The sequence below is a fragment of the Pseudomonas sp. Os17 genome (assembly GCF_001547895.1).
Lineage (GTDB): Bacteria > Pseudomonadota > Gammaproteobacteria > Pseudomonadales > Pseudomonadaceae > Aquipseudomonas.
In genome coordinates, this window is sequence record NZ_AP014627.1 from 6,049,062 (window position 1) to 6,071,591 (window position 22,530).

Here is a 22,530-nt window from a genome sequence, read left to right on the forward strand (position 1 = left end):
TGCGCCCAATACTAAAAAAACGTTGATCCAAGGAGAGTCTCAATGCCCCATGTTCCTGTTGCAGAGCTCAAAGATTATGTCGGGAAGGAACTCGGACGCTCCCCGTGGTTCACCATCGACCAGGAGCGAATCAACCTGTTTGCCGAAGCCACCGGCGACTTCCAGTTCATTCACGTCGATCCGGTCAAGGCGGCAAAGACCCCGTTTGGCACCACCATCGCCCACGGCTTCCTGACCCTGTCGCTGATCCCCAAACTGATGGAAGACATCCTCGTGCTGCCCGAAGGCCTGAAGATGGTGGTCAACTACGGCCTGGACAGCGTGCGCTTCATCCAGCCGGTGAAAGTCGACTCCAAGGTACGGCTCAAGGTCGAACTGACCGAGGTCACCGAGAAAAAGCCAGGCCAATGGCTGCTCAAGGCCACCGCCACCCTGGAGATCGAGGGCGAGGAAAAACCCGCCTACATCGCCGAGCCCCTGTCGCTCTGCTTCGTCTGAAACGCTCCTGATGCGAAACAGCTCACGCTGTTTCGCTCAACCTCTCTATATATAAGTCACACCGCTGCGGCATACTCGGTCCCCTAATTATCCGGAACCCGTTATGCGCCCACTTGTACCCCTGGTTTTGACCCTTTTGCTCAGCGCTTGCGGAGACGGTGAATCCCTGTTGCCGCCCGACGCCCGACTGCCGGACGGCGGACGCTATCGTGGCGACCTGGTCAATGGACTGCTCCAGGGACAGGGACGTATCGACTACCCCAACGGCAGCTGGTACGCCGGCCAGTTCGACAAGGGCCAATGGCACGGCCAGGGGGAATGGCACGGCAGCAATGGCGAGGTCTATCGCGGCCAGTTCCAGCAGGGCCTGTTCCATGGCCAAGGCACCCTGACCACCAAGGACAGCAGCTACAGCGGCGGCTTCAAGCTCGGCCGCCGGGACGGCGAAGGCACCCTCAAAGAAAACGGCATGACCTATCGCGGCGAATTCAAGGCCGACCTGTACTCAGGCCTGGGTCGCCTGGAGCTGGAAGACGGCAGCCAGTATCAGGGGCAGTTCGCCAAGGGCAAACCCAATGGCGAGGGCCAGCGCAGCGATGGCAACGGCAACCAGTTCACCGGCCACTTCGTCAACGGCCAGCTGGAAGGCAACGGCACCTTCAACAGCGCCGAGGGCGACATCTACGTCGGCGGCTTCAAACACAATCAGCTCAATGGCAAGGGCCGTTACGAAAACTCCGACGGCGACGTGTGGATCGGCCAATTCAAGGAAGGCGCCCTGGGCGGCAAGGGCGAGTTGATCGGTGCCGACGGCAGCCACTATATCGGCGGCTTCAGCGACTGGCGCTTCAGCGGCGAGGGACGCCTCAACCTCAGTGACGGCAGCTTCTACATTGGCGGCTTCGACAGCGACAACTATCAAGGCCGTGGCGTGCTGGTGCTGCGCGATGGCAGCGTGCAAAGCGGCGTGTGGAACAACGGCCTGCGGGTTCGTGATGCCGACGGCAAGCTCTTGCCCGACCCGCTGGAAAGCGCCCTGCTGGTCCAGGGCCACTTGCTGCAAAAAGCCCTGGACGAGGTGCCCGCCTCCACCCCAGGCATCAAGCTCTACAGCCTGACCCTGGCCGGCGACGGCAAGCAGAGCGTGTTCCTGCGCGAAGCCGACTACGTCAGCAACATGCTCGCCAGCCGCTTCGGCGCCTATGGCCAGATCCGCCTGGTGAACCACCGCGACCACCTGACGAGCAGGCCGATGGCCACCCGGGAAAACCTGCGCCGCGCCGCCCAGACCCTGGCCGAACGCAGCAGCCCCGAGGACCTGGTGTTCATCTACCTCACCAGTCACGGCACCAGCGAACACGAACTGGTGCTGGATCAACCCCGCCTGGAGCTGGCGGACCTGCCCGCCGACGAGCTGGCCAGCGTCCTGGCCCCCTTGAAAAATCGCGACAAGATCATCGTCATCTCGTCCTGCTATTCCGGCGGCTTCATCCCCGCGCTGAAGGATGAGCGAACCCTGATCATGACCGCCTCCCAAGCCGACCGGGTCTCCTTCGGCTGTTCGGAAGAAGCCGACTTCACCTATTTCGGCGACGCGCTGTTCGCCCAGGCGCTGAACCAGACGGACGATCTGGAGCATGCCTTCAAACTGGCCAGGGCCACCGTCGCCGAGCGCGAACAGGCAGATGGCTTCGAGGCGTCGGAACCCCAAATCTGGGCCCCCAAGGGGGTCATCGCCCACTGGCAACAACTGCGTAAACAGCAGGCACGAAAAGCGCTGCAAAGTGTCTCTATAGGCAGCAAGGAAGCACAGAGCAACTAAGCTGGAACCGTATCAAGGGGGGAATGACCATGTACTTGACGCCTCAGCACATCCTGCTCGCCGGCGCCTCAGGCCTGACCGGAGAGCAACTACTCGACCGCCTGCTCAACGAGCCCACCGTGGTTCGCGTCCTGGCACCCAGCAGACGCCCGTTAAGCGAGCACCCTCGCCTGGAAAACCCCGTTGGCGATCCGGCAGTGGTCCTGCCGCAATTGAGCGGCAAGGTGGAGATCGCCTTTTGCTGCCTGGGCACCACCATCAAGCAGGCCGGCTCCGAAGCGGCCTTCCGCGCGGTGGACCTGGATCTGGTGGTGGCCTTCGGCAAGCGCGCCCGGGAACTCGGGGCACGGCACCTGATAGTGATCAGTGCGCTGGGCGCCGATCCCAAGTCGTCGATTTTCTACAGCCGGGTCAAAGGTGAAATGGAAGAAGCCCTGAAACAGCAGGGCTGGCCACAACTGACCATTTGCCGGCCGTCATTGCTGCTGGGGGATCGTATCGAGCCGCGCCTGGGCGAGCAGTTGGCCGGGCCGCTGTCTCGACTGATCCCCGGGAAATACCGCGGCATCGAAGCCTGCCAGCTGGCCCGGGCCATGTGGCGCCTGGCGCTTGAAGAGCAGAACGGCACGCGGGTCGTCGAATCCGACGAGCTGCGCAAGCTGGGTAAATGAATCATTGCCGGCAAGCCGCTCCCGCACACGCCTGTGGGATCCGGCTTGCCACCGAGGCGCTACAACCCGCCCGTCGCCTGAAACCCCACCCCCAACACCGTCAGCACTGACAACGGCAGCAGCAGGGTATCGAGCACAGCGCTGGCCGGCAGATCCACCCCCGGATAGCTCGGTGCCTCGGCGCCAAAGCGGTCCATGGCGCAGCAGCCTCCCTGCATCGCATACAGGTCCAGGCGCGTCCCCGAATACACCACCGGCGCGCCCGGTTGCGCGGCGTTCAAGGTCCGCACCGTGGCGCATCCCGCCAGTTGCAGGACAGCCAGCAGGATCAACAGGGATTTATTCATCGCTGCTCAAATGATGCTCGCCCCAGCGCGGCAACATGTCCTGGGGAATGTTCAGCAGATTGAGAATCCGCGCCACCACGAAATCCACCAGGTCATCGATGGTCTGCGGCTGGTGATAGAAGCCCGGCGAGGCCGGCAGGATGGTCACCCCCATGTTGGACAGCTTGAGCATGTGCTCCAGATGAATACTGGAATACGGCGCCTCGCGCGGCACCAGGATCAGCTGCCGGCGCTCCTTGAGGGTGACGTCCGCCGCGCGTTCGATCAGGTTGTTGCAGGCCCCGGTGGCAATCGCCGACAAGGTGCCGGTGGAACAGGGCACCACCACCATCGCCGCCGGCGAGCCGGAACCCGAGGCCACCGGCGACATCCAGTCTTCCTTGCCGTAAACCCGGATCTGCCCCGCCGCCGCACCGGTGTACTCGGTGAGGAAGGCCTGCATCAACTGCGGCTTGGGTGGCAGGCTGACGTCGGTTTCCGTGGCCATCACCAGTTGCGCGGCCTTGGAGATCAGGAAGTGCACTTCCCGATCCTCGCGCACCAGACAATCGAGCAGGCGCAAACCGTACTGGGCGCCGGAGGCGCCGGTCATGGCCAGGGTGATGCGTTCCGGGCCGTTGCTCATTGCAGTGCCTCGGCCAATTTGCCGTGCAGGCCGCCGAAGCCGCCGTTGCTCATGATCACCACCTGGGTGCCCGGCTTGGCCTGGCTTTTCACCCGTTCGATGATGCCCTCCAGGGAGTCGCTGACAATCGACGGCACCGTACACAAGGCCGCCGTGGCCGCCAGGTCCCAGCCCAGGTTGGCCGGTGCATACCAGATCACCTGATCGGCCTGATTGACGCTCTCCGGCAGCCCGTCACGATGCGCGCCGAGCTTCATGGAATTGGAGCGCGGCTCGATGATGGCGATCACCGGGGCATCGCCGACCCGCTTGCGCAGGCCGTCCAGGGTGGTGGCAATGGCCGTCGGGTGGTGGGCGAAGTCGTCGTAGATGGTCACACCGTGCACCTGCGCGACCTTCTCCATGCGCCGCTTCACGCTCTTGAACGCACTCAGGCCGGCAATCCCCATGGACGGCACCACGCCGACATGACGCGCGGCGGCCAGGGTCGCCAGGGCGTTGGCCACGTTGTGCTGCCCGGTCAGCTCCCACTCCACCACGCCCTGGCTCACCCCCTCGAACATCACTTCAAAGGCCGAACCGTCGGCACTGAGCAACTTGACCTGCCACTGGCCACCGGCACCGGTGGTCTGCACCGGGGTCCAGCAGCCCATCTCGATCACCCGCTGCAAGGCCGGTTCGGTGGTGGGATGAATCACCAGGCCTTCGCTTGGGATGGTCCGCACCAGATGGTGGAACTGCCGCTCGATGGCCGCCAGGTCGGGGAAGATGTCCGCGTGATCGAACTCAAGGTTATTGAGGATCGCCGTGCGCGGGCGGTAATGGACGAACTTCGAGCGCTTGTCGAAGAAAGCGCTGTCGTATTCATCGGCCTCGATCACGAAGAACGGTGTGCCGCCCAGGCGCGCCGACACCGCGAAGTTCTGCGGCACGCCGCCGATCAGGAAGCCCGGGCTCATGCCGGCATGCTCCAGCACCCAGGCCAGCATGCTGCTGGTGGTGGTCTTGCCGTGGGTGCCGGCCACTGCCAGCACCCAGCGCCCTTGCAGCACGTGATCCGCCAGCCACTGCGGGCCGGACACGTAGGGCAGGCCCTTGTTCAGTACATATTCCACCGCCGGATTGCCCCGGGACATGGCATTGCCGATCACCACCAGATCCGGCGCCGGATCCAGTTGCGCAGGATCATAGCCTTGAGTCAGTTCGATGCCCTGGGCCTGCAACTGGGTGCTCATCGGCGGATAGACGTTGGCGTCGGAGCCCGTTACGCGATGGCCCAGCTCTTTGGCCAGAACCGCCATCGACCCCATGAAAGTGCCGCAGATACCGAGAATATGGATGTGCATAGTCGACCTCGAAAAACATCGGCGCAGGTTAGCCTAGAGGGCTGCAAATCGCACCCATTAGCTGAGCGAGTGGTTGCCGCCCCTGCGGGCGGCAGCCTGTACCAGCGGCGAGGGGCCGGGCTTAGCGCGCGATGCCGTGCTTGCGCAGCTTTCTATAAAGGGTGTTGCGGCTGACCCCCAACTGCTCGGCGGTGTGGGTCATGTGCCAGCGCTGCTGCTCCAGGGCCGCCAGCAGCGCCACTCGCTCGGCGTCTTCCAGGGGCCGCTCCTGCACCTCGGCAACCGGCTCGCTGATCGGCGCCGAGCGGTTGTCGCGGATCAGCGGCGGCAGATCCTCCAGAGCAATGCGACCGTTCTCGCACAAGGCCGCCAAGGTCCGCAGCACGTTGCGCAACTGGCGCACATTGCCTGGCCATGAATAGCTCAGCAGGGCCTGGCGCGCGCCATCGTCCAGCACCACGCTTTGCTCGCCGGCCTCCTCGGCCAGGAGAAAATCCAGCAGCCGGGATTTATCGCTGCGATCGCGCAGGGCCGGCAAGGCGATCTCCAGGCCATTGAGCCGGTAATACAGGTCCTCGCGAAAACTGCCGTCACGCACCCGTTCCAGCAGATCCCGGTGGGTGGCACTGATGATGCGTACGTTGACCGCCTGGGGCTCGCCGCCAATGGGCACCACCAGGCGATCCTCCAGCACCCGCAGCAAGCGGGTCTGCAAGGCCAGGGGCATATCGCCGATTTCATCCAGGAACAGGGTGCCGCCATCGGCCTGTTGCAACTTGCCGCGCATGCCTTCCTTGCGCGCCCCGGTAAAACTGCCGCCGCGATAACCGAACAATTCGCTCTCGATCAGGCTCTCCGGAATCGCCGCGCAATTGAGCGCGACAAAGGCCCGTTCGGCCCGGGCACTGCCCTGATGCACCGCCTTGGCGAAAGCCTCCTTGCCCGAACCGGTCTCGCCATTGATCAGCAGCGGCACATCCCGTTCGAATACCCGCGAGGCCCGGCGAAAATCGTTCTGCAGCCCCTCATCCCCCAGGCAGATACCCGCAGGGCGCGGCAGCGTAACCCCGACCGGCGCCCGCAGCACCGGCTGCGCGGCAGCTGGTGGCTGGCCGCGCAACAGCGCAAACAGACGCCGCCCATCCCGGGTGCGCAGTGGCCAACTGGCGCTGGCATTGATACTGGCGCGACTGAGCAACTCATCCAGCGAGCAGTCAAAAAAGCTATCCACCGGCTTGCCCAACAGCCCCCCGCGGATATGCCCCAACAGATTCAGGGCACTCTGGTTCACCGCACAGATCCGTCCCTCGCCGTCGAACGCCAGCAAGCCCTCGCTGAACAGCCCCACCGACTCAGCCTGCAAATGAAAGCGCAGCAGCCACTGGTTCTCGAAATAGCGCAGGAAATAGCAGCTCTCGATCATCTTCGCCGAGAGGTTGACCAGGGCCATGGTGTGGAACTGGCTCTGCCGGGAGACATCCTGGCGCGCCGAGGACACATCGAGCACCGCCAGCAACTCGCCATGGGGATCGAACACCGGGCTCGCCGAGCAGGTCAGGCCCGTGTGCCGGCCGCGGAAATGCTCGCCCTGGTGAATGGTCAGCGACTGGCGCTCCACCAGGCAGGTGCCGATGCCATTGGTGCCTTCGCGAGCCTCGCTCCAGTCGGCGCCGAGCCAGAGCCCGGCATGCTCGAAGATCTTGCGTTCGCTGGGGGCGGTGATGCAGTTGAGGATCACCCCGCGGGCATCGGTCAGCAGCACCGCGTGCCCGGCGCCGGACAATTGCTGATGCAGGTTGGTCATCTCGGTGCCGGCGATCTGCAGGACATCCTGCAGGCGCTCGCGACTCTCCAGCAGACGACCGTGCTCCAGCACGGTGGGTGCCATGACCTGGGCTGGATCCAGGTGATAGTCCTCCAGGCAACGCAACCAGGAACGGGCAATGGAAGGATCGCTGCCCGGCCCCTGCAGATGGGCCTTGCCCCGGGCCACCGTCAACACCTGCTGGGCGTGTCGGCTCAAGTGATTACTGCTGTGCATTTCTTATTATTCTCCTGCTGCGCTGTCACGCTCAGACGGAACTCGATCGCCACAGCCGGACTGCCAGCGACCGCAAAAGGGTGGATGCTCATCAGATTTGTCTGACAAGAATCGACACGCGAACCAGCATCCTCCAGCCACTGTTGCATTGCAATGCCGGTTTGACCCGCAAGTCACAGGCTGTGCCATAAAGGTTACAAACTGTCACTTCGCGCTGTACCAGTTCCGCCACAGCGTGCCTGCGCCGCGCCGGTGAAACATCCGCAAACCCTTGATGCACATGGCCCCCACCACGCTGGCCCGACCTTTGCTCTACGCTTGACATGCGCTCAAGCGCGTCCTCCCCCATAAGCATAAGAAGCCAGGAGATACCCACCATGCGTTACGCACACCCCGGTACTGAAGGCGCCATCGTTTCGTTCAAGAGCAAATACGGTAACTACATCAACGGCGAATTCGTCGCGCCGATCAAAGGCCAGTACTTCACCAACACGTCGCCGGTCAATGGCCAGCCGATTGCCGAATTCCCCCGCTCCACTGCCGAAGACATCGACAAGGCGCTGGACGCCGCCCATGCCGCCGCCGATGCCTGGGGCGCCACCTCGGTGCAGGCCCGCTCGCTGATCCTGCTGAAGATCGCCGACCGCATCGAACAGAACCTCGAACTGCTGGCCATCACCGAAACCTGGGACAACGGCAAGGCCGTGCGCGAGACCCTGAACGCCGACATCCCGCTGGCCGCCGACCACTTCCGCTACTTCGCCGGTTGCCTGCGGGCCCAGGAAGGCAGCGCCGCGGAAATCGACGGCAACACCGTGGCCTACCACATCCATGAGCCCCTGGGCGTGGTCGGACAGATCATCCCGTGGAACTTCCCGATCCTGATGGCCGCCTGGAAACTCGCCCCGGCCCTGGCCGCCGGCAACTGCGTGGTGCTCAAGCCCGCCGAGCAGACGCCGCTGGGCATCACCGTACTGATGGAAGTGATCGGCGACCTGCTGCCACCGGGCGTGCTCAATGTGGTGCAAGGTTTCGGCCGCGAAGCCGGCGAGGCCCTGGCCACCAGCAAGCGCATCGCCAAGATCGCCTTCACCGGCTCGACCCCGGTGGGCTCGCACATCATGAAATGCGCCGCCGAGAACATCATTCCGTCCACCGTGGAACTGGGCGGCAAGTCGCCGAACATCTTCTTCGAAGACATCATGCAGGCCGAACCCAAGTTCATCGAAAAGGCCGCCGAAGGCCTGGTGCTGGCGTTCTTCAACCAGGGTGAAGTCTGCACCTGCCCGTCCCGCGCCCTGGTGCAGGAGTCGATCTACGACGAATTCATGCAAGTGGTGATGAAGAAGATCGAACAGATCAAGCGCGGTGACCCGCTGGACACCGACACCATGGTCGGCGCCCAGGCGTCCGAGCAGCAGTTCGACAAGATCCTCTCCTACCTCGACATTGCCAAGAACGAAGGCGCGCAGCTGCTCACCGGCGGCAAGGTGGAAAAACTCGAAGGCGACCTGTCCAGCGGCTACTACATCCAGCCGACCCTGCTCAAGGGCACCAACAAGATGCGCGTGTTCCAGGAGGAGATCTTTGGCCCGGTGGTCAGCGTCACCACCTTCAAGGACGAAGCCGAAGCCCTGGCGATTGCCAACGACACCGAGTTCGGCCTGGGTGCCGGGGTCTGGACCCGCGACATCAACCGCGCCTATCGCATGGGCCGCGGGATCAAGGCCGGCCGCGTGTGGACCAACTGCTACCACCTCTACCCGGCCCACGCCGCGTTCGGTGGCTACAAGAAGTCCGGCGTTGGCCGTGAAACCCACAAGATGATGCTCGACCACTACCAGCAGACCAAGAACCTGCTGGTGAGCTACGACATCAACCCACTGGGCTTCTTCTGATCGATCCTCCCGGCGACCCCGGTCGCCGGGAGGCCTTTTCGCGGCCTTGCCGCAATTGTTCACCTGCTCTGATCCGGTGCCGAAGGCTGGCCGGACGGGACACTGCTGTCGGAAGTTCTGCGCCAAACCAGTCGTGCACAGACCCTGCTTGAAAAACAATAACAAGGGACAAACGCAATGGATCAGATCGGCAACTACGTGCTCTACCTCATCATGCTCTGCGCCGTACTCGGCGCCTTCGCCGCCATCTACGACAGCGAGCGGGGCCTGGGCAAAGAATTCATGGAAGGCATCCACGCCACCGGCTACATCTTCGTGCCGGCGGCGGGAATCATGGCTTCCATCCCCTATCTCACCGTGGTCATCGAAACCGTCTTCGGGCCGTTCTTCAACTCCCTGGGCGCCGACCCGGCCCTGGCAGCGACCATGATCATCGCCTCGGACATGGGCGGCTATCAGCTGGCCTCGGCCCTGGCCGCGAGCAAGGAAGCCCTGGTGATGGCGTTGATCACCGGCTTCATGGGCGGCGCCACCATCGTCTTCTCGATCCCCATGGGCCTGGCGATGCTCGACAAGCGCGACCACAAGTACATGGCCCTGGGGATCATGTCCGGCATCCTCACCATCCCTGTCGGGGTGATGATCGCCAGCCTGATCCTGGCCTTCAGCAACCCGGTAGTACGCGAACTGGTGAGCACCAACGGTGAAGCCAGCTACCAACTGGCCCTGGGCCTGAGCAGCATCTTCGCCAACCTGCTGCCGATCCTGATCTTCGTCGTGGCCCTGGCCCTGGGCCTGCGCTTTTTGCCGGACATGATGATCAAGGGCTTCATCATCTTCGGCCGCGCCATGGACGCGGCGATCAAGCTGGTGCTGGTGTTCTCCATCGTCGAGTACTTCACCGGGGCCTTCTCCGCGGTGTTCGGCAGCTGGGGCTTCCACCCGATCATCGCCGACGCCCAAGACCAGACCCGCGCCCTGGAAACCGCCGGCTACATCGGCATCATGCTGGCCGGTGCCTTCCCCATGGTCTACCTGCTGCGCAAATACCTGGGCAAGCCTTTGGAAAACCTCGGCGGCAAGATCGGCCTCAGCGCCGTGGGCAGTGCCGGCATGCTGGCGACCATCGCCAATATCCTCGCCATGTTCCGCCTGGTGCGCCTGATGCCGCCCAAGGACAAGGTGGTGAACATCGCCTTCGGGGTCTGCGCCGCTTTCCTGCTGGGGGACCACCTGTCGTTCACCGCCAACTTCCAGCCGACCATCATCCTGCCGGTGCTGATCGGCAAGATCAGCGCCGGTTTCGTCGCCGTCGGCCTGGCCTACTGGCTGTCGGTGCCCAAGGCGCTGCAACTGGAAGCCCAGGATCGGGCAGCGGGGATCATCGCCCCGGGCGAGTACCTGGGCGGCACCGCACTGGAAACTCCGGAGCCTGCGGGCCAGAAGGCCACGGCCTGATTCCGGCGCGGCGAGGAACGCCAGCATGCAAGCCATCACGGGCGGCACATCGGTGTTGCTGCTGGGGCTGGACTTCGGCTCCACCACCAGCAGCGCGCTGATCGCCCAGGCCAGCCTGAGCAGCCATTGCGTCACCGGACGCATGGCCCTCAACGAACCCCGGGTGCTGTTTCGCGGCGAGCCGGTGTTTACCCCGTTCAAGGAGCGGATCATCGATGAAGCGGCGATCCAGGGCCTGATCGAATGCTGGCTTGAGCAGGCCGGGGTGCGCCCGGAACAGCTGTTTTCCGCCGGCGTGATCATTACCGGCCTGGCGGCGCGGCGGCACAACGCCCAGGCCCTGACACGACGGGTGGAGCAACTGATCGGCAACGTACTGGTCTCCCGCGCCGACGACGGCGGGCTGGAGTCCTGGCTGGCGTTCATGGGCAGCTGTTCGACCCTGAGCCGCTGTCATCCGGGGCAACCGCTGCTCAACCTGGATATCGGCGGCGGCACCACCAACGCAGCCTGGGGCCTGGACGGCAATGTCCTGGCCAGCGGCTGCCACTTCATCGGCGCCCGGCACTTGCAGTTCGAACCGGGTGGTTATCGCCTCAGCGCGCTGTCGGAATTCGGCCGGGCGCTGCTCGATCACCTGCAGATCCACAAGACTGTTGGCCAGCCGCTCGACCACCCGGAGCGGGATGCGGTGGTCAGCTGGTACGTCGACGCCCTGGTCGCCATCGCCGAAGGTGATCGCACCTTCTTTGCCGGCCCGCTGGGGCAACTGACCGAGCAACTGCCGTTGATCCTCCCCGAACACAACGCCCACCCGGCCCTGACCTTTTCCGGTGGTGTGGGCGAACTGCTCTATCGCCACCTGCAAGGCGAAGCCATGCCGGGCATTACCTATTACGGCGACCTGGGCATCGATCTGGCCCTGGCCATCGCCCGCCACCCACGACTGGTCCGGGATGCCGGCCACCTGCAGCCGGAAAACCGCGGCCGGGCCACGGTCTACGGCCTGACCCTGCACAACACCGAAATCTCCGGCAGCACCCTGTTCCTGCCCCGGCCCGAAGTGCTGCCGCTCAAGGACCTGCCCATCGTCGCCCGCCTGCCGATGAACGCCTCACGGCAACAACTGGACGACGCCCTGGCCCTGGCCTTGAGCAGCCGCGACGGTGCCTGCCTGCAACTGCTCGATAGCGGCCAGGCGCCGGACCTGGAGGAAATCCGCCAACTGGGGGCCCTGCTGTGCCGGGCCCTGGGCGCCGCCCAGCCCGAACCTCAATGGCCGCTGGTGCTGTTGCTGGAAAGCAACGTCGGCAAGGTCCTGGGCAACTACGCCACGGATTGGGGGCGCAGTTCTTGCAACCTGATCGTCATCGATGAAGTGCGCGAGCGTTCGGCGCATTTCATCAATCTGGGAACACCCCATCGGCACATCGTGCCCGTCGCCTTTTACGGCGTGCACTGATGCCGATGCCGGCCAAGGAGCCTCTTGCCATGTCACTCACCGAACTGCAGCACATCCGCCTTCCCGCCGTCCCGGCCGAGCGTGGCTACAGCACCCGGGTGCTGGATCGCGAGATCGCCTTCAGCAGCCTCAAGGCGGTGCTCGGCGCCGCCGACATCAGCAAGGCCGGCGACCGGGTGGCAGGGCTCGCGGCGGCTGATGAAATCACCCGCGAGGCGGCGCGCAAGGTGCTCTCCGAGCTGACCCTGGATCACTACTTCCAGCATCCGCTGACCGATCGCCACGGGCGCATCGACAGCGTCATGCAGGTCAACTACGACATCGACCACGGCGTCTTCGACGAGATCGCCCCACTGACCCTGGGCGCCCTGAAAGATCGCCTGCTGCGCAGCCACGGCACCGAAATACGCCGTATCGGCACGGCCCTGACCGGGGTGATGGCGGCGGCCCTGGCCAAGCTGCTGGATGTGCACGAGCTGATCCTGCTGTCGAAAAAACTCAAGAGCGGCGCGGCGGCCAAGGCCCGCACCCTGGTGGGCCTGCCCGGCACCCTGTCGTCACGGTTGCAGCCCAACCATCCCACCGACAACCTCAGCGGCATCACCTTGCTGGTCTACACCGGGCTGAGCATGGGCTCGGGGGATGCGTTGATCGGCCTCAATCCGGCCATCGACACCGTGGAGAACATCAGCGCCACCCTGCACCACCTGGACAAGTTGCGCCGGGAAACCGGGGCGCCGACGCAGATCTGCGTGCTCTCCCACATCAAGACCCAACTGGCCTGCCTCGACCAGGGCGCGCCGGTGGAGATCATGTTCCAGAGCCTGGCCGGCACCGAACGCACCCTGACCGACGAATTCGACGTCACCGTGCAGTTGCTCGACCAGGCCTGGCAGACCATGGCCGAACGCGGCCCGCTGCGGGAGGTGGCGGAAAACTTCATGTACTTCGAGACCGGCCAGGGCAGCGAGCTGACCTACGGCAAGCACGAGGGCATCGACATGGCCACCTGCGAGGCCCTGTGCTACGGGCTGGCCCGGCGTTATCGACCGTACATGGTGAACAACGTCACCGGCTTCATCGGCCCGGAAACCCACCTCGACAACTTCGAGATGACCTACTCCTGCTTGCAGGACCAGTTCATGGGCAAGCTGCTGGGGCTGCCCATGGGCATGGCGCCCTGCTACACCCTGCACTCCCAGGTGACCCTGGAAGGCCAGCAGATGGCCACCGAACTGCTGACCGCCGCCGGCGCCAACTTCTTCATGGACGTGTACCTGAGCACCGATCGCATGCTCGCCTACTTTGACACCAGCGCCCACGACAACCAGACCCTGCGCGAAGTCCACGACCTGGCACCGGCCCCGGAATACCTGCGCTGGGCCCTGGGCAAGGGGATTTTCCAGGAGGATGCCCACGGCAACGTGGAGCGCGGGCCGAACTGGGGCAATCCGAGGATCTTCTGCGCGTCGGACATCGACTTCCAGCGCCTGCTGGAATCCACCCCGGCCACCTACGGCTTCGACAACGCCGGCCCGCGGCCGGCCAACAGGGTGTCGCGCACGGTGCGGGCCAACCTGGCGGTGGCCCGGGAAGCGATCTACGTCGACCTGCGCCCCGCCGAAATCGCCGCCATCGCTCTGCGCGAGCTGCGCACCGCGGCCCCGGACAAGCTGGCTCACCTGCAAGACCCGGAACTGGGGGCGCGGCTGACCGAGGAGGTGCTGCAGCGCCTGCAACCGGAATACAACGATGTGCAGATCGTGATTTCCGACGGCCTCAGCGCCGAAGCCATCCACCACAACATTCCCGAACTGCTGCCGGTGCTGCTGGATGGCCTGCAGAGCCGCGAGCTGCGCATCGGCCAGCCGATCCTCGCGCCCTATGGCCGGGTCAAGCTGGCGGAATCGGTGGGCGAAGCGCTGCAACCGCAACTGATCATCGTGCTGATCGGCGAGCGCCCCGGCGGTGATGCCCTGGCCTCGCGCAGCATGTCCGCCTACCTGGGCTACCGCCTGCCGGACGACCAGGCCCGCCGCGCCGCCGCGCAGTTCAGCGGCAACCCGGACATTCGCTACGAATACACCGTGATCTCGAACATCTACCGCGGTGGCCTGCCACCGCTGGAAGGCGGCAGCCTGGTGGCGGAAAAGGCCTTTGCCATCCTCCAGCACAGGGCTGCCGGCAACCGCCTGGAAAACCTGCTGAAGAAGGTGGCATCCTGATGATCCGCCAGCACTCGGCAACGCCCCTATATCGTTGAAACGGAGACTGAGATGGCCCAATTTTCCCACAGCGTAGGTTCTCAGACCTATCGCTTCGACAGCCTCAAGGACGTCATGGCCAAGGCCAGCCCGGCCCGTTCCGGCGACTTTCTGGCCGGGGTTGCCGCCCTCAACGACGGCGAGCGGGTCGCCGCCCAGATGACCCTGGCGGACATCCCCTTGAAGCACTTTCTCGAAGAGGTGCTGATTCCCTACGAAACCGACGAAGTCACCCGGCTGATCATCGACAGCCATGACAAACAGGCCTTCGCCACGGTCAGCCACCTGACCGTGGGCGGCTTTCGCGACTGGCTGCTCAGCGACGCCGCCGACGAGCAGAGCCTGCGGGCCCTGGCCCCAGGCCTGACCCCGGAGATGGCCGCCGCGGTGTCGAAGATCATGCGCGTGCAGGACCTGGTGCTGGTGGCGCAGAAGATTCGCGTGGTGACAAAGTTTCGCGGCACCCTGGGCCTGCGCGGGCGCCTGTCCACCCGCCTGCAGCCCAACCACCCCACCGATGAGCCGGCGGGCATTGCCGCAAGCATTCTCGACGGCCTGCTGTACGGCAACGGCGACGCCATGATCGGCATCAACCCGGCCACCGACAGCATCGCCTCGATCTGCGCCATGCTGGAAATGCTCGACGCCATCATCCAGCGCTACGAAATCCCGACCCAGGCCTGCGTGCTGACCCACGTCACCACTTCCATCGAAGCCATCAACCGCGGCGTGCCCCTGGACCTGGTGTTCCAGTCGATTGCCGGCACCGAAGCGGCCAACGCCAGTTTCGGCATCAACCTCAACGTGCTCAAGGAAGGCTACGAAGCGGGCCTGAGCCTGAACCGCGGCCCCCTCGGGCAGAACCTGATGTACTTCGAGACCGGCCAGGGCAGCGCCCTGTCGGCCAACGCCCACTTCGGCGTCGACCAGCAAACCTGCGAGACCCGCGCCTACGCCGTGGCCCGGCATTTCAAGCCGTTCCTGGTGAACACCGTGGTCGGCTTCATCGGCCCGGAATACCTATACAACGGCAAGCAGATCATCCGCGCCGGGCTGGAAGATCACTTCTGCGGCAAGCTGCTGGGCGTGCCCATGGGTTGCGACATCTGCTACACCAACCACGCCGAGGCCGACCAGGACGACATGGACACCCTGCTGACCCTGCTGGGCGTGGCCGGGATCAACTTCATCATGGGCATCCCCGGCTCCGACGACATCATGCTCAACTACCAGACCACGTCCTTCCACGACGCGCTCTACGCCCGCCAGACCCTCGGCCTGAAACCCGCCCCCGAATTCGAGCAGTGGCTGGCCAGGACCGGCATCTTCACCCAGGCCGATGGCAAGGTGCATTTCGGCAACAACCTGCCGCCGGCGTTCCGCCAGGCGCTGGCCCAGTTGGGATAAGGAACAGGCTCATGCAAAAACATCCGAGCGACTCGCAAAACCCCTGGCTGGAGCTGCGCCGCCTGACCCCGGCACGCATTGCCCTGGGCCGTACCGGCACCAGCCTGCCCACCGGCGCCCAGCTGGACTTCCAGTTCGCCCACGCCCAGGCCCGGGATGCGGTGCACCTGCCTTTCGACCACGCGAACCTGCGCTCCCAATTGGCCGAGCGCGGCCGTGACAGCCTGCTGGTGCACAGCGCCGCCACGGATCGCCACAGTTACCTGCAACGCCCCGACCTGGGGCGCCGGCTCAGTGATGAATCGGCCCAGAGCCTGCGCGACTACGCCAGTGCCCATCCCGGCGGGGTCGACCTGGCGGTGGTGGTGGCGGACGGTTTGTCGGCGCTGGCGGTGCATCGCCATACCCTGCCATTCCTGGCACGCATGGAAGAGCAGACCGCCGCCGAGGGCTGGTCGCTGTCGCCGGTGATCCTGGTGGAGCAAGGCCGGGTGGCGGTGGCCGACGAAATCGGCGAGTTGCTAGGGGCCAAGATGACCGTGATCCTGATCGGCGAGCGCCCCGGCCTCAGCTCGCCCGACAGCCTGGGGCTGTATTTCACCTATCAGCCGAAAGTCGGCCTGACCGACGCCTACCGCAACTGCATCTCCAACGTGCGCCTGGAGGGCCTGAGCTACGGCATGGCCGCCCACCGCCTGCTGTACCTGATGCGCGAAGCCTGTCGTCGGCAACTGTCGGGGGTGAATCTCAAGGACGAGGCACAGATACAGACCCTGGACAGCGATTCTCCGGCGAATATGAAGGGCAATTTCCTGCTGGGCCCGTCTCAAGCGTGACGTTGCAAGACGATTGCGCTTTTTCAGCGCTTTGGGCAGCATCGGGACACGGCTGCCCGAGTCATCCAACCTGTGCCGTCACATCCACTTGAAGTTGAGAGCTACCCATGCGGATTACTCAAGCAACCCTCGAGCACCTGGATCTGTTGACCCCGCTTTTCGTCAAATACCGTGAGTTCTATGGCGCCCTGCCTTATCCGGACTCGTCCCGGGCCTTTCTGGAAAAGCGCCTGCGACGCAAGGAATCGGTGATCTACCTGGCCCTGGCCGATGATGACAGCAGCAAGTTGCTGGGCTTTTGCCAGCTGTACCCGAGTTTTTCTTCGCTGTCCCTCAAGCGCGTGTGGATTCTCAACGACATCTACGTCGCCGAAGACGCCCGCCGCCAACTGGTGGCCGACAACCTGATGCGCACCGCGAAGAAAATGGCCAAGGAATCCAATGCCGTGCGGCTGCGGGTTTCCACCAGCAGCAACAACGCCGTGGCACAGAAAACCTATGAGTCCATGGGGTTTCGCGAAGACACCGAATTCAAGAACTACATATTGCCGCTGAGCGATGACTGACCCACAAAAAAGCGGCCTCCGGGCCGCTTTATCAGCTGCGGTGAACATCAAATCCTCTGCGTTTGCTCCCCCTCGCAAACCGAAACGCCCGGCTACAATCTGAACGCGCATTTCACCTGTCAGCCTTTATAATGCCGAACTTTTCGGATCGTAAGAAAAGCTACATCCCCCTTGTAGTCCCTTTCTTCGAGTCATCGCACAGGCCTGCAGAGCCAGGCTGTCACCACAGGTGCCCCCATGGATTTCAACCCGATCGACCTAATCCTTCATCTCGACGTTTACCTCGACATGCTGGTGACCAACTACGGGCCCTGGATCTACGCCATCCTGTTCCTGGTGATTTTTTGCGAAACCGGCCTGGTGGTGACGCCGTTCCTGCCGGGCGACTCCCTGCTGTTCATCGCCGGTGCAGTCGCTGCGGGCGGCGGCATGGACCCGGTGCTGCTGGGTGGCCTGCTGATGCTGGCGGCCATCCTTGGCGACAGCACCAACTACGTGATCGGGCGCACGGCGGGCGAACGCCTGTTCAGCAACCCCAACTCGAAGATCTTCCGCCGCGACTACTTGCAGAAAACCCACGACTTCTATGAGAAACACGGTGGCAAGACCGTGACCCTGGCCCGCTTCCTGCCGATCATCCGCACCTTCGCGCCCTTCGTCGCCGGCGTGGCCCGCATGCCCTACCCGCGGTTCTTTGCCTTCAGCGTGGCCGGCACCATTCTCTGGGTCGGCGGCCTGGTGACCCTGGGCTACTTCTTCGGCAACGTGCCGTTCATCAAGAAAAACCTTTCGTTGCTGGTGGTCGCCATCATCCTCCTGTCCCTGGTGCCGATGATCATTGGCGTGCTGCGCAGCCGCTTGGCCCGCAGTGCTGAAAAAGTCGAAACCCGCTAAACCTTATGTGGTCCCTCAGCGCCTGGCGCCGCAAGCGCCGGCTGGCCAAGCATCCGGTCAGCGATGACACCTGGCAGCGGGTACGCCAGCAACTACCGTTCCTCGACGGCATCAGCGCCGCCGAGGACCAGTGGCTACGCGAAGCCAGCGTGCTGTTCCTGGACGACAAGCACCTCACCACCCTGCCCGGCGTGGAACTGCATCAGGAACAGCGCCTGCTGCTGGCGGCCCAGGCGCAACTGCCGCTGCTGCACCTGGGCGACCTGAACTGGTACCAGGGCTTCCACGAAATCATCCTTTACCCCGACGACTTCCTCAGCCCCCAGCGCCACCGCGATGCCAGCGGTATCGAGCATGAGTGGGATGGCGAGCACAGTGGCGAAGCCTGGCAACAGGGACCGATCATCCTTGCCTGGCCCGGGGTGCAAGCCAGCGGCGGCTGGGAAGCCTACAACCTGGTGATCCACGAACTGGCCCACAAGCTGGACATGCTCAACGGCGACGCCAATGGCCTGCCGCCGCTGCACAGCGACATGCGGGTCAGCGACTGGGCCCAGGTGATGCAGAGCGCCTACGACGACCTCAACCGTCAACTCGACCACGACCCGGACGCCGAAACCGCCATCGATCCCTACGCAGCGGAAAACCCGGCCGAGTTCTTCGCCGTCACCAGCGAATACTTCTTCAGCGCCCCGGACTTGCTGGTGGCGGCCTATCCGAAAGTCTATGCACAGTTGCAGCTGTTTTATCGGCAGAATCCCCTGGCCCGGCTACAGCAACTTCAGGCTGAAGACCCGGTCTATCAAACGCACCACTAAGTTCCTGTCGCGCTATTACGTTGTTCATCTGCAGGCCGGTTGAAAGACAACTTCCCCGCCTGGCGACCGATGGTAAAACCACCGGTCGCGCGGTACAGCCGAACCGCTCTGCGCGACAGTACAACCAAGGTTCTACGACCCTTGGCACGTGGCATCGGTAGCGGAGTGTGTCTATAATCGCCGCCACTTTTTGGTCAATCCGGCCAAGTCATTTGGTCAACTAACGGGGGCAACGCCCAATGAGCTACAGCAAGATTCCGGCGGGCAAAGACCTGCCGAACGACATCTACGTCGCTATCGAAATCCCGGCCAACCACGCGCCGATCAAGTACGAAATCGACAAAGACAGCGACTGCCTGTTCGTTGACCGTTTCATGGCCACCCCCATGTTCTACCCGGCCAACTACGGCTTCATCCCCAACACCCTGGCTGACGACGGCGACCCCCTCGACGTGCTGGTCGTGACCCCTTACCCAGTAGCGCCAGGCTCGGTAATCCGCGCCCGTCCAGTGGGCATCCTGAACATGACCGACGACGGCGGCGGCGATGCCAAAGTGATCGCGGTTCCTCACGACAAGCTGTCCCAGCTGTACGTCGACGTGAAGGAATACACCGACCTGCCAGCCCTGCTGCTGGAACAGATCAAGCACTTCTTCGAGAACTACAAAGACCTCGAAAAAGGCAAGTGGGTGAAGATCGACGGTTGGGGCAACGCTGACGCGGCCCGTGCCGAGATCCTGAAGTCGGTCGCGGCCTACAAAGGCTGAGAAGCAGCTGCAGGCTTCGAGCGACAAGCTTCAAGAGAAAGCCCCGAGTGATCGGGGCTTTTTTGTGCCCGCGATTTCCCGCAGCAACCGGCTTGCCGGCGAACGGGCTTGCACCAAATACGCATCGCGCAACACATTCCCACGCACTATTTTCACCCTCAAGGCCTCTGGATTGCGCTTTGCACTGGGAATTCCCGGCGAACCTGCGTATGCTGCGCCCCACATTTGCGCATCGACCCTTTCTGCGGTCAGATCGCCCGACGAAGCGGATGACTTTCCCGCCCAGTCCCACAGCCAGCCGCAAGAGCTGGGTGTACGTTTTGAAGGCTGGTGCGGTTTACCAAAAATGAACCAAGCCAGTCCCCGAGAAGCCGGCCACAAGCCGGCTTTTTAATGCCTGAAACCCGGGCACGGGAAGAACTGGCCACTCCCACAGCAGGTGCAGGATGCACGACCGACCCAGCTTTGCAGTTCCGCTCCCACCTCAAGCCATCAAGCGCAACGCCATCACCGCGCGCCCCTTGTGGCTGGCCAGCACACGCACGCTGATGACCACGCTGGCAGCCCTTGGCCTCTGCGGCTGTGTCGGTGCCTGGGTGGACATGCCCGAGGAACAGGTCACAAAGACCGCGGCTCACCAGACGCTCATCGGCAACTCGATGACACCGGTCATCACCCGCACGCAAAAGAGCACTGCCGAACGCCAGTGGTGTGGCACCACCGTCTGGGCGGTCATCCTGCCCATCCCGCTGAAATTGCCGGTTTGCGAGTCCTACAGCGCCACCTCATACGGCAATGATATAGGCGGCATCGAAGCCCCCCTCCTGTACTCAAGCCACAAAATCAGCTCGGAGTTTTACGCCTGCGGCCCGTTCATGTTCCTCGGGCCGATCATGCATGGATACCAGGGCAACGCGGTCTGCGGGGTGTTCCGCTAGGCTCGGACCGTTGTTGCAGCAACATCCCCCGTGGCCCCTGAGTTCTCGCTACAATCCCGTCCCTTGATGGCAATTCGCCAACCTTCCGGCAGCGGGCTTCGATGCCGCGCCCTTGAGACGACGCAAACGAGAACCTTAGGACATGGTCCTGCACATCCCAACCCTGCTCGTAGTCTCGGTCTTCATTTTCTTCCTGATGAGTCTGCTGACCTTCCATGCCTGGTTACGGGAAACCCGCGAGCGCCCATTGGCCTATCTGGGCGGCATGATGCTGCTGGCCGCGGTGGGCATGGTGTTGGTGAGCTTGCGCGACCAGGGAGCGGATTACGTGCCCAAGGTGCTCGGCAACATGACCCTGCTGCTCAGCGCAGCCTTCAACTGGACGGCAATGCGCGTCTTCACCGGGCGTGCGCCCCATCTGCCGGGCATGCTCGCCGGGGCCGCCGTCTGGCTGGGCCTGTGCCTGGTTCCGTCCTTCTATCAATCGATGACGGTGCGAGTCTCGGTCTATTCGCTGCTGGTCGCCAGCTATGGCCTGCTCACAATGCTGGAGTTCTGGCGCAGCCGCCAGCGCCTGGAGGTCGCTTATCTGCCCGCCCTGGCCCTGACCCTGTTGCATACCGTTTTCTACAGCGTGCGCGCCGTCATCGATCAGGGCCTGGGGCTGGATCAGGCCCTCAAAGGCTACGGCGCCGGGGTGCCGTTTTTCTCCTTCATGCTGTTCGAGTCGATGCTGTATGTGATCGGCATCGCCTACGTGACCTTGTCCATGGTCAAGGAGCAGGTCGAACTGCGCCTCAAGGCTGCGGCCTTTTGTGACGCTCTGACCGGCATCGGCAATCGCCGGGCATTCATGGTCAACGGTGAGCGGATGCTGATCGAATGCCGCCGTCGCGGCGAATCGGTGGCCTTGTTGTTGTGCGACCTGGACCACTTCAAGCGTTTGAACGATGCCTTCGGTCATCAGACCGGCGATCAGGCGCTGATTGCCTTCAGCCAGGTGCTGACGCAGACCCTGCGCAAGCAGGACGTGTTCGCTCGGATCGGCGGCGAAGAGTTCGCCTGCCTCCTGGCAACGGCTGATGAACAGACCGCCATTCAAGTGGCCGAGCGAATCCGCGAGGGCTTTGCCCACCTGCCGTTGCTGGCCCCCGGCCTGCTCAGCGTCAGTATTGGTGTGGTAAGCAGCCAAACCGCAGGCTACGAGCTCTCGCGCCTGCTGTCCCAGGCAGACGAGGCCCTGTATGGCGCCAAGGATCAAGGGCGTAACCGGGTCCAGAGCGTTACGCGGGGGGCGTCAGTGCTGCAGTTGAGCTGAACGGCGTGAAGCACAGGCAAAACGGCCGATCCCCGGCCGACATGAGCACGACGCCAGGATCCGGCGGCATAATTGTGACCCACAGCCCAATGCCCACTCACAAGGCACTTAGCCAGTATTTCCGGCATCCCCGCGCAAGAATAAAATCGCCGCTCTCAAGGACTCTCGGATGACAAGGAATGTGGAATAAACAAGCCGCTATCGATCACTTGAACGCGCATGCTCACGCCGGCAGTACCGGACGCTGTGCCGCCTACACCCGCCAGGCGATCGAGGCTGGCGGCGGTGGGGTGATTCTGCACAGGAAGCATTCGGCCAAGGACTTCGGCTCATCCCTGACCTCGGCCGGATTCGTCGAGCAACCCGCTGGCCAGACGCCTCAGGCCGGCGATGTAGTGATCATTCAGCCGATTCCCGGCCATCCCCATGGGCACATGGCGATGTTCAACGGTTCACTCTGGGTGTCAGACTTCAAGCAGTTGCACGGTTTCTACCCAGGGCACTCCTATCGGGTGCACAAGCCCGACTACAAAATCTATCGCCATCCGTAAGGG

General features: G+C 63.7%; 20 protein-coding genes. 16 read left to right on the forward strand and 4 right to left on the reverse strand.

Going from position 1 to position 22,530, the window contains the following annotated elements:
• Window positions 1-42 precede the first annotated feature (42 nt).
• From POS17_RS26770 to POS17_RS26780, 3 genes are all read left to right on the forward strand, one after another.
• Complete coding sequence (locus tag POS17_RS26770) at window positions 43-498, forward strand: MaoC family dehydratase (protein ID WP_060841266.1); 456 nt, start codon at window positions 43-45, stop codon at window positions 496-498.
• A 103-nt stretch (window positions 499-601) separates the two neighbouring features.
• Window positions 602-2,320, forward strand: coding sequence for a C13 family peptidase (locus tag POS17_RS26775; RefSeq protein WP_060841267.1), 1,719 nt, complete (start codon window positions 602-604; stop codon window positions 2,318-2,320).
• 29 nt (window positions 2,321-2,349) lie between these two features.
• On the forward strand, window positions 2,350-2,991 hold the full coding sequence (locus tag POS17_RS26780) for an oxidoreductase (RefSeq protein WP_060842018.1): 642 nt from the start codon (window positions 2,350-2,352) through the stop codon (window positions 2,989-2,991).
• 59 nt (window positions 2,992-3,050) lie between these two features.
• On the opposite strand, the gene POS17_RS26785 is transcribed toward POS17_RS26780, so the two are convergent.
• The 4 genes from POS17_RS26785 to POS17_RS26800 all read right to left on the reverse strand — a co-directional run bounded on the left by POS17_RS26785 (window position 3,051) and on the right by POS17_RS26800 (window position 7,350).
• Window positions 3,051-3,338 (reverse strand): YceK/YidQ family lipoprotein, encoded by a 288-nt coding sequence (locus POS17_RS26785; RefSeq protein WP_060841268.1) that lies wholly within the window; start codon window positions 3,336-3,338, stop codon window positions 3,051-3,053.
• Complete coding sequence (ubiX, locus tag POS17_RS26790; RefSeq protein ID WP_016966094.1) at window positions 3,331-3,963, reverse strand: flavin prenyltransferase UbiX; 633 nt, start codon at window positions 3,961-3,963, stop codon at window positions 3,331-3,333. The genes POS17_RS26785 and ubiX overlap by 8 nt, the downstream gene beginning before the upstream one ends.
• Window positions 3,960-5,309 carry a UDP-N-acetylmuramate:L-alanyl-gamma-D-glutamyl-meso-diaminopimelate ligase gene (gene mpl / locus POS17_RS26795; protein WP_060841269.1) on the reverse strand — a complete coding sequence of 450 codons (1,350 nt, stop codon included), beginning with the start codon at window positions 5,307-5,309 and terminating at the stop codon, window positions 3,960-3,962. Before mpl ends, ubiX begins: the two co-directional genes overlap by 4 nt.
• Window positions 5,310-5,430: 121 nt before the next feature.
• Window positions 5,431-7,350 (reverse strand): sigma-54-dependent Fis family transcriptional regulator, encoded by a 1,920-nt coding sequence (locus POS17_RS26800; RefSeq protein ID WP_060841270.1) that lies wholly within the window; start codon window positions 7,348-7,350, stop codon window positions 5,431-5,433.
• A 377-nt stretch (window positions 7,351-7,727) separates the two neighbouring features.
• Between POS17_RS26800 and exaC the strand changes: the two genes are divergently transcribed.
• The 13 genes from exaC (at window position 7,728) to POS17_RS26865 (ending at window position 22,527) form a co-directional block, all read left to right on the forward strand.
• On the forward strand, window positions 7,728-9,248 hold the full coding sequence (gene exaC, locus POS17_RS26805; protein WP_060841271.1) for an acetaldehyde dehydrogenase ExaC: 1,521 nt from the start codon (window positions 7,728-7,730) through the stop codon (window positions 9,246-9,248).
• 177 nt (window positions 9,249-9,425) lie between these two features.
• Window positions 9,426-10,706: an ethanolamine utilization protein EutH gene (eutH, locus tag POS17_RS26810; protein WP_060841272.1), complete on the forward strand. Its 1,281-nt coding sequence runs from the start codon at window positions 9,426-9,428 to the stop codon at window positions 10,704-10,706.
• 25 nt (window positions 10,707-10,731) lie between these two features.
• Window positions 10,732-12,168: an ethanolamine ammonia-lyase reactivating factor EutA gene (locus POS17_RS26815; protein WP_060841273.1), complete on the forward strand. Its 1,437-nt coding sequence runs from the start codon at window positions 10,732-10,734 to the stop codon at window positions 12,166-12,168.
• A gap of 29 nt (window positions 12,169-12,197) precedes the next feature.
• A complete protein-coding gene (locus tag POS17_RS26820; RefSeq protein WP_060841274.1) occupies window positions 12,198-14,393 on the forward strand; it encodes an ethanolamine ammonia-lyase in 2,196 nt (731 codons plus the stop codon).
• 51 nt (window positions 14,394-14,444) lie between these two features.
• Window positions 14,445-15,839 (forward strand): ethanolamine ammonia-lyase subunit EutB, encoded by a 1,395-nt coding sequence (locus POS17_RS26825; RefSeq protein WP_060841275.1) that lies wholly within the window; start codon window positions 14,445-14,447, stop codon window positions 15,837-15,839.
• 11 nt (window positions 15,840-15,850) lie between these two features.
• Window positions 15,851-16,675: an ethanolamine ammonia-lyase subunit EutC gene (gene eutC, locus POS17_RS26830; protein ID WP_060841276.1), complete on the forward strand. Its 825-nt coding sequence runs from the start codon at window positions 15,851-15,853 to the stop codon at window positions 16,673-16,675.
• Between the two features lie 107 nt (window positions 16,676-16,782).
• Window positions 16,783-17,241: a GNAT family N-acetyltransferase gene (locus POS17_RS26835; RefSeq protein WP_016966085.1), complete on the forward strand. Its 459-nt coding sequence runs from the start codon at window positions 16,783-16,785 to the stop codon at window positions 17,239-17,241.
• Window positions 17,242-17,478: 237 nt separating this feature from the next.
• A complete protein-coding gene (locus tag POS17_RS26840) occupies window positions 17,479-18,135 on the forward strand; it encodes a DedA family protein (RefSeq protein WP_060841277.1) in 657 nt (218 codons plus the stop codon).
• 5 nt (window positions 18,136-18,140) lie between these two features.
• Window positions 18,141-18,953 (forward strand): zinc-dependent peptidase, encoded by an 813-nt coding sequence (locus POS17_RS26845; protein ID WP_060841278.1) that lies wholly within the window; start codon window positions 18,141-18,143, stop codon window positions 18,951-18,953.
• Window positions 18,954-19,192: 239 nt separating this feature from the next.
• Window positions 19,193-19,720 (forward strand): inorganic diphosphatase, encoded by a 528-nt coding sequence (ppa, locus tag POS17_RS26850; protein WP_011063696.1) that lies wholly within the window; start codon window positions 19,193-19,195, stop codon window positions 19,718-19,720.
• A gap of 446 nt (window positions 19,721-20,166) precedes the next feature.
• Window positions 20,167-20,658, forward strand: a complete 492-nt coding sequence (locus POS17_RS26855) for a hypothetical protein (RefSeq protein ID WP_231978984.1) — start codon at window positions 20,167-20,169, stop codon at window positions 20,656-20,658.
• 142 nt (window positions 20,659-20,800) lie between these two features.
• The gene (locus POS17_RS26860; protein ID WP_060841279.1) at window positions 20,801-21,976 is read left to right on the forward strand and encodes a GGDEF domain-containing protein; all 1,176 of its coding nucleotides are present in this window, start codon (window positions 20,801-20,803) and stop codon (window positions 21,974-21,976) included.
• Between the two features lie 179 nt (window positions 21,977-22,155).
• Window positions 22,156-22,527, forward strand: a complete 372-nt coding sequence (locus POS17_RS26865) for a hypothetical protein (RefSeq protein ID WP_060841280.1) — start codon at window positions 22,156-22,158, stop codon at window positions 22,525-22,527.
• The last annotated feature ends 3 nt before the right edge of the window (window positions 22,528-22,530 follow it).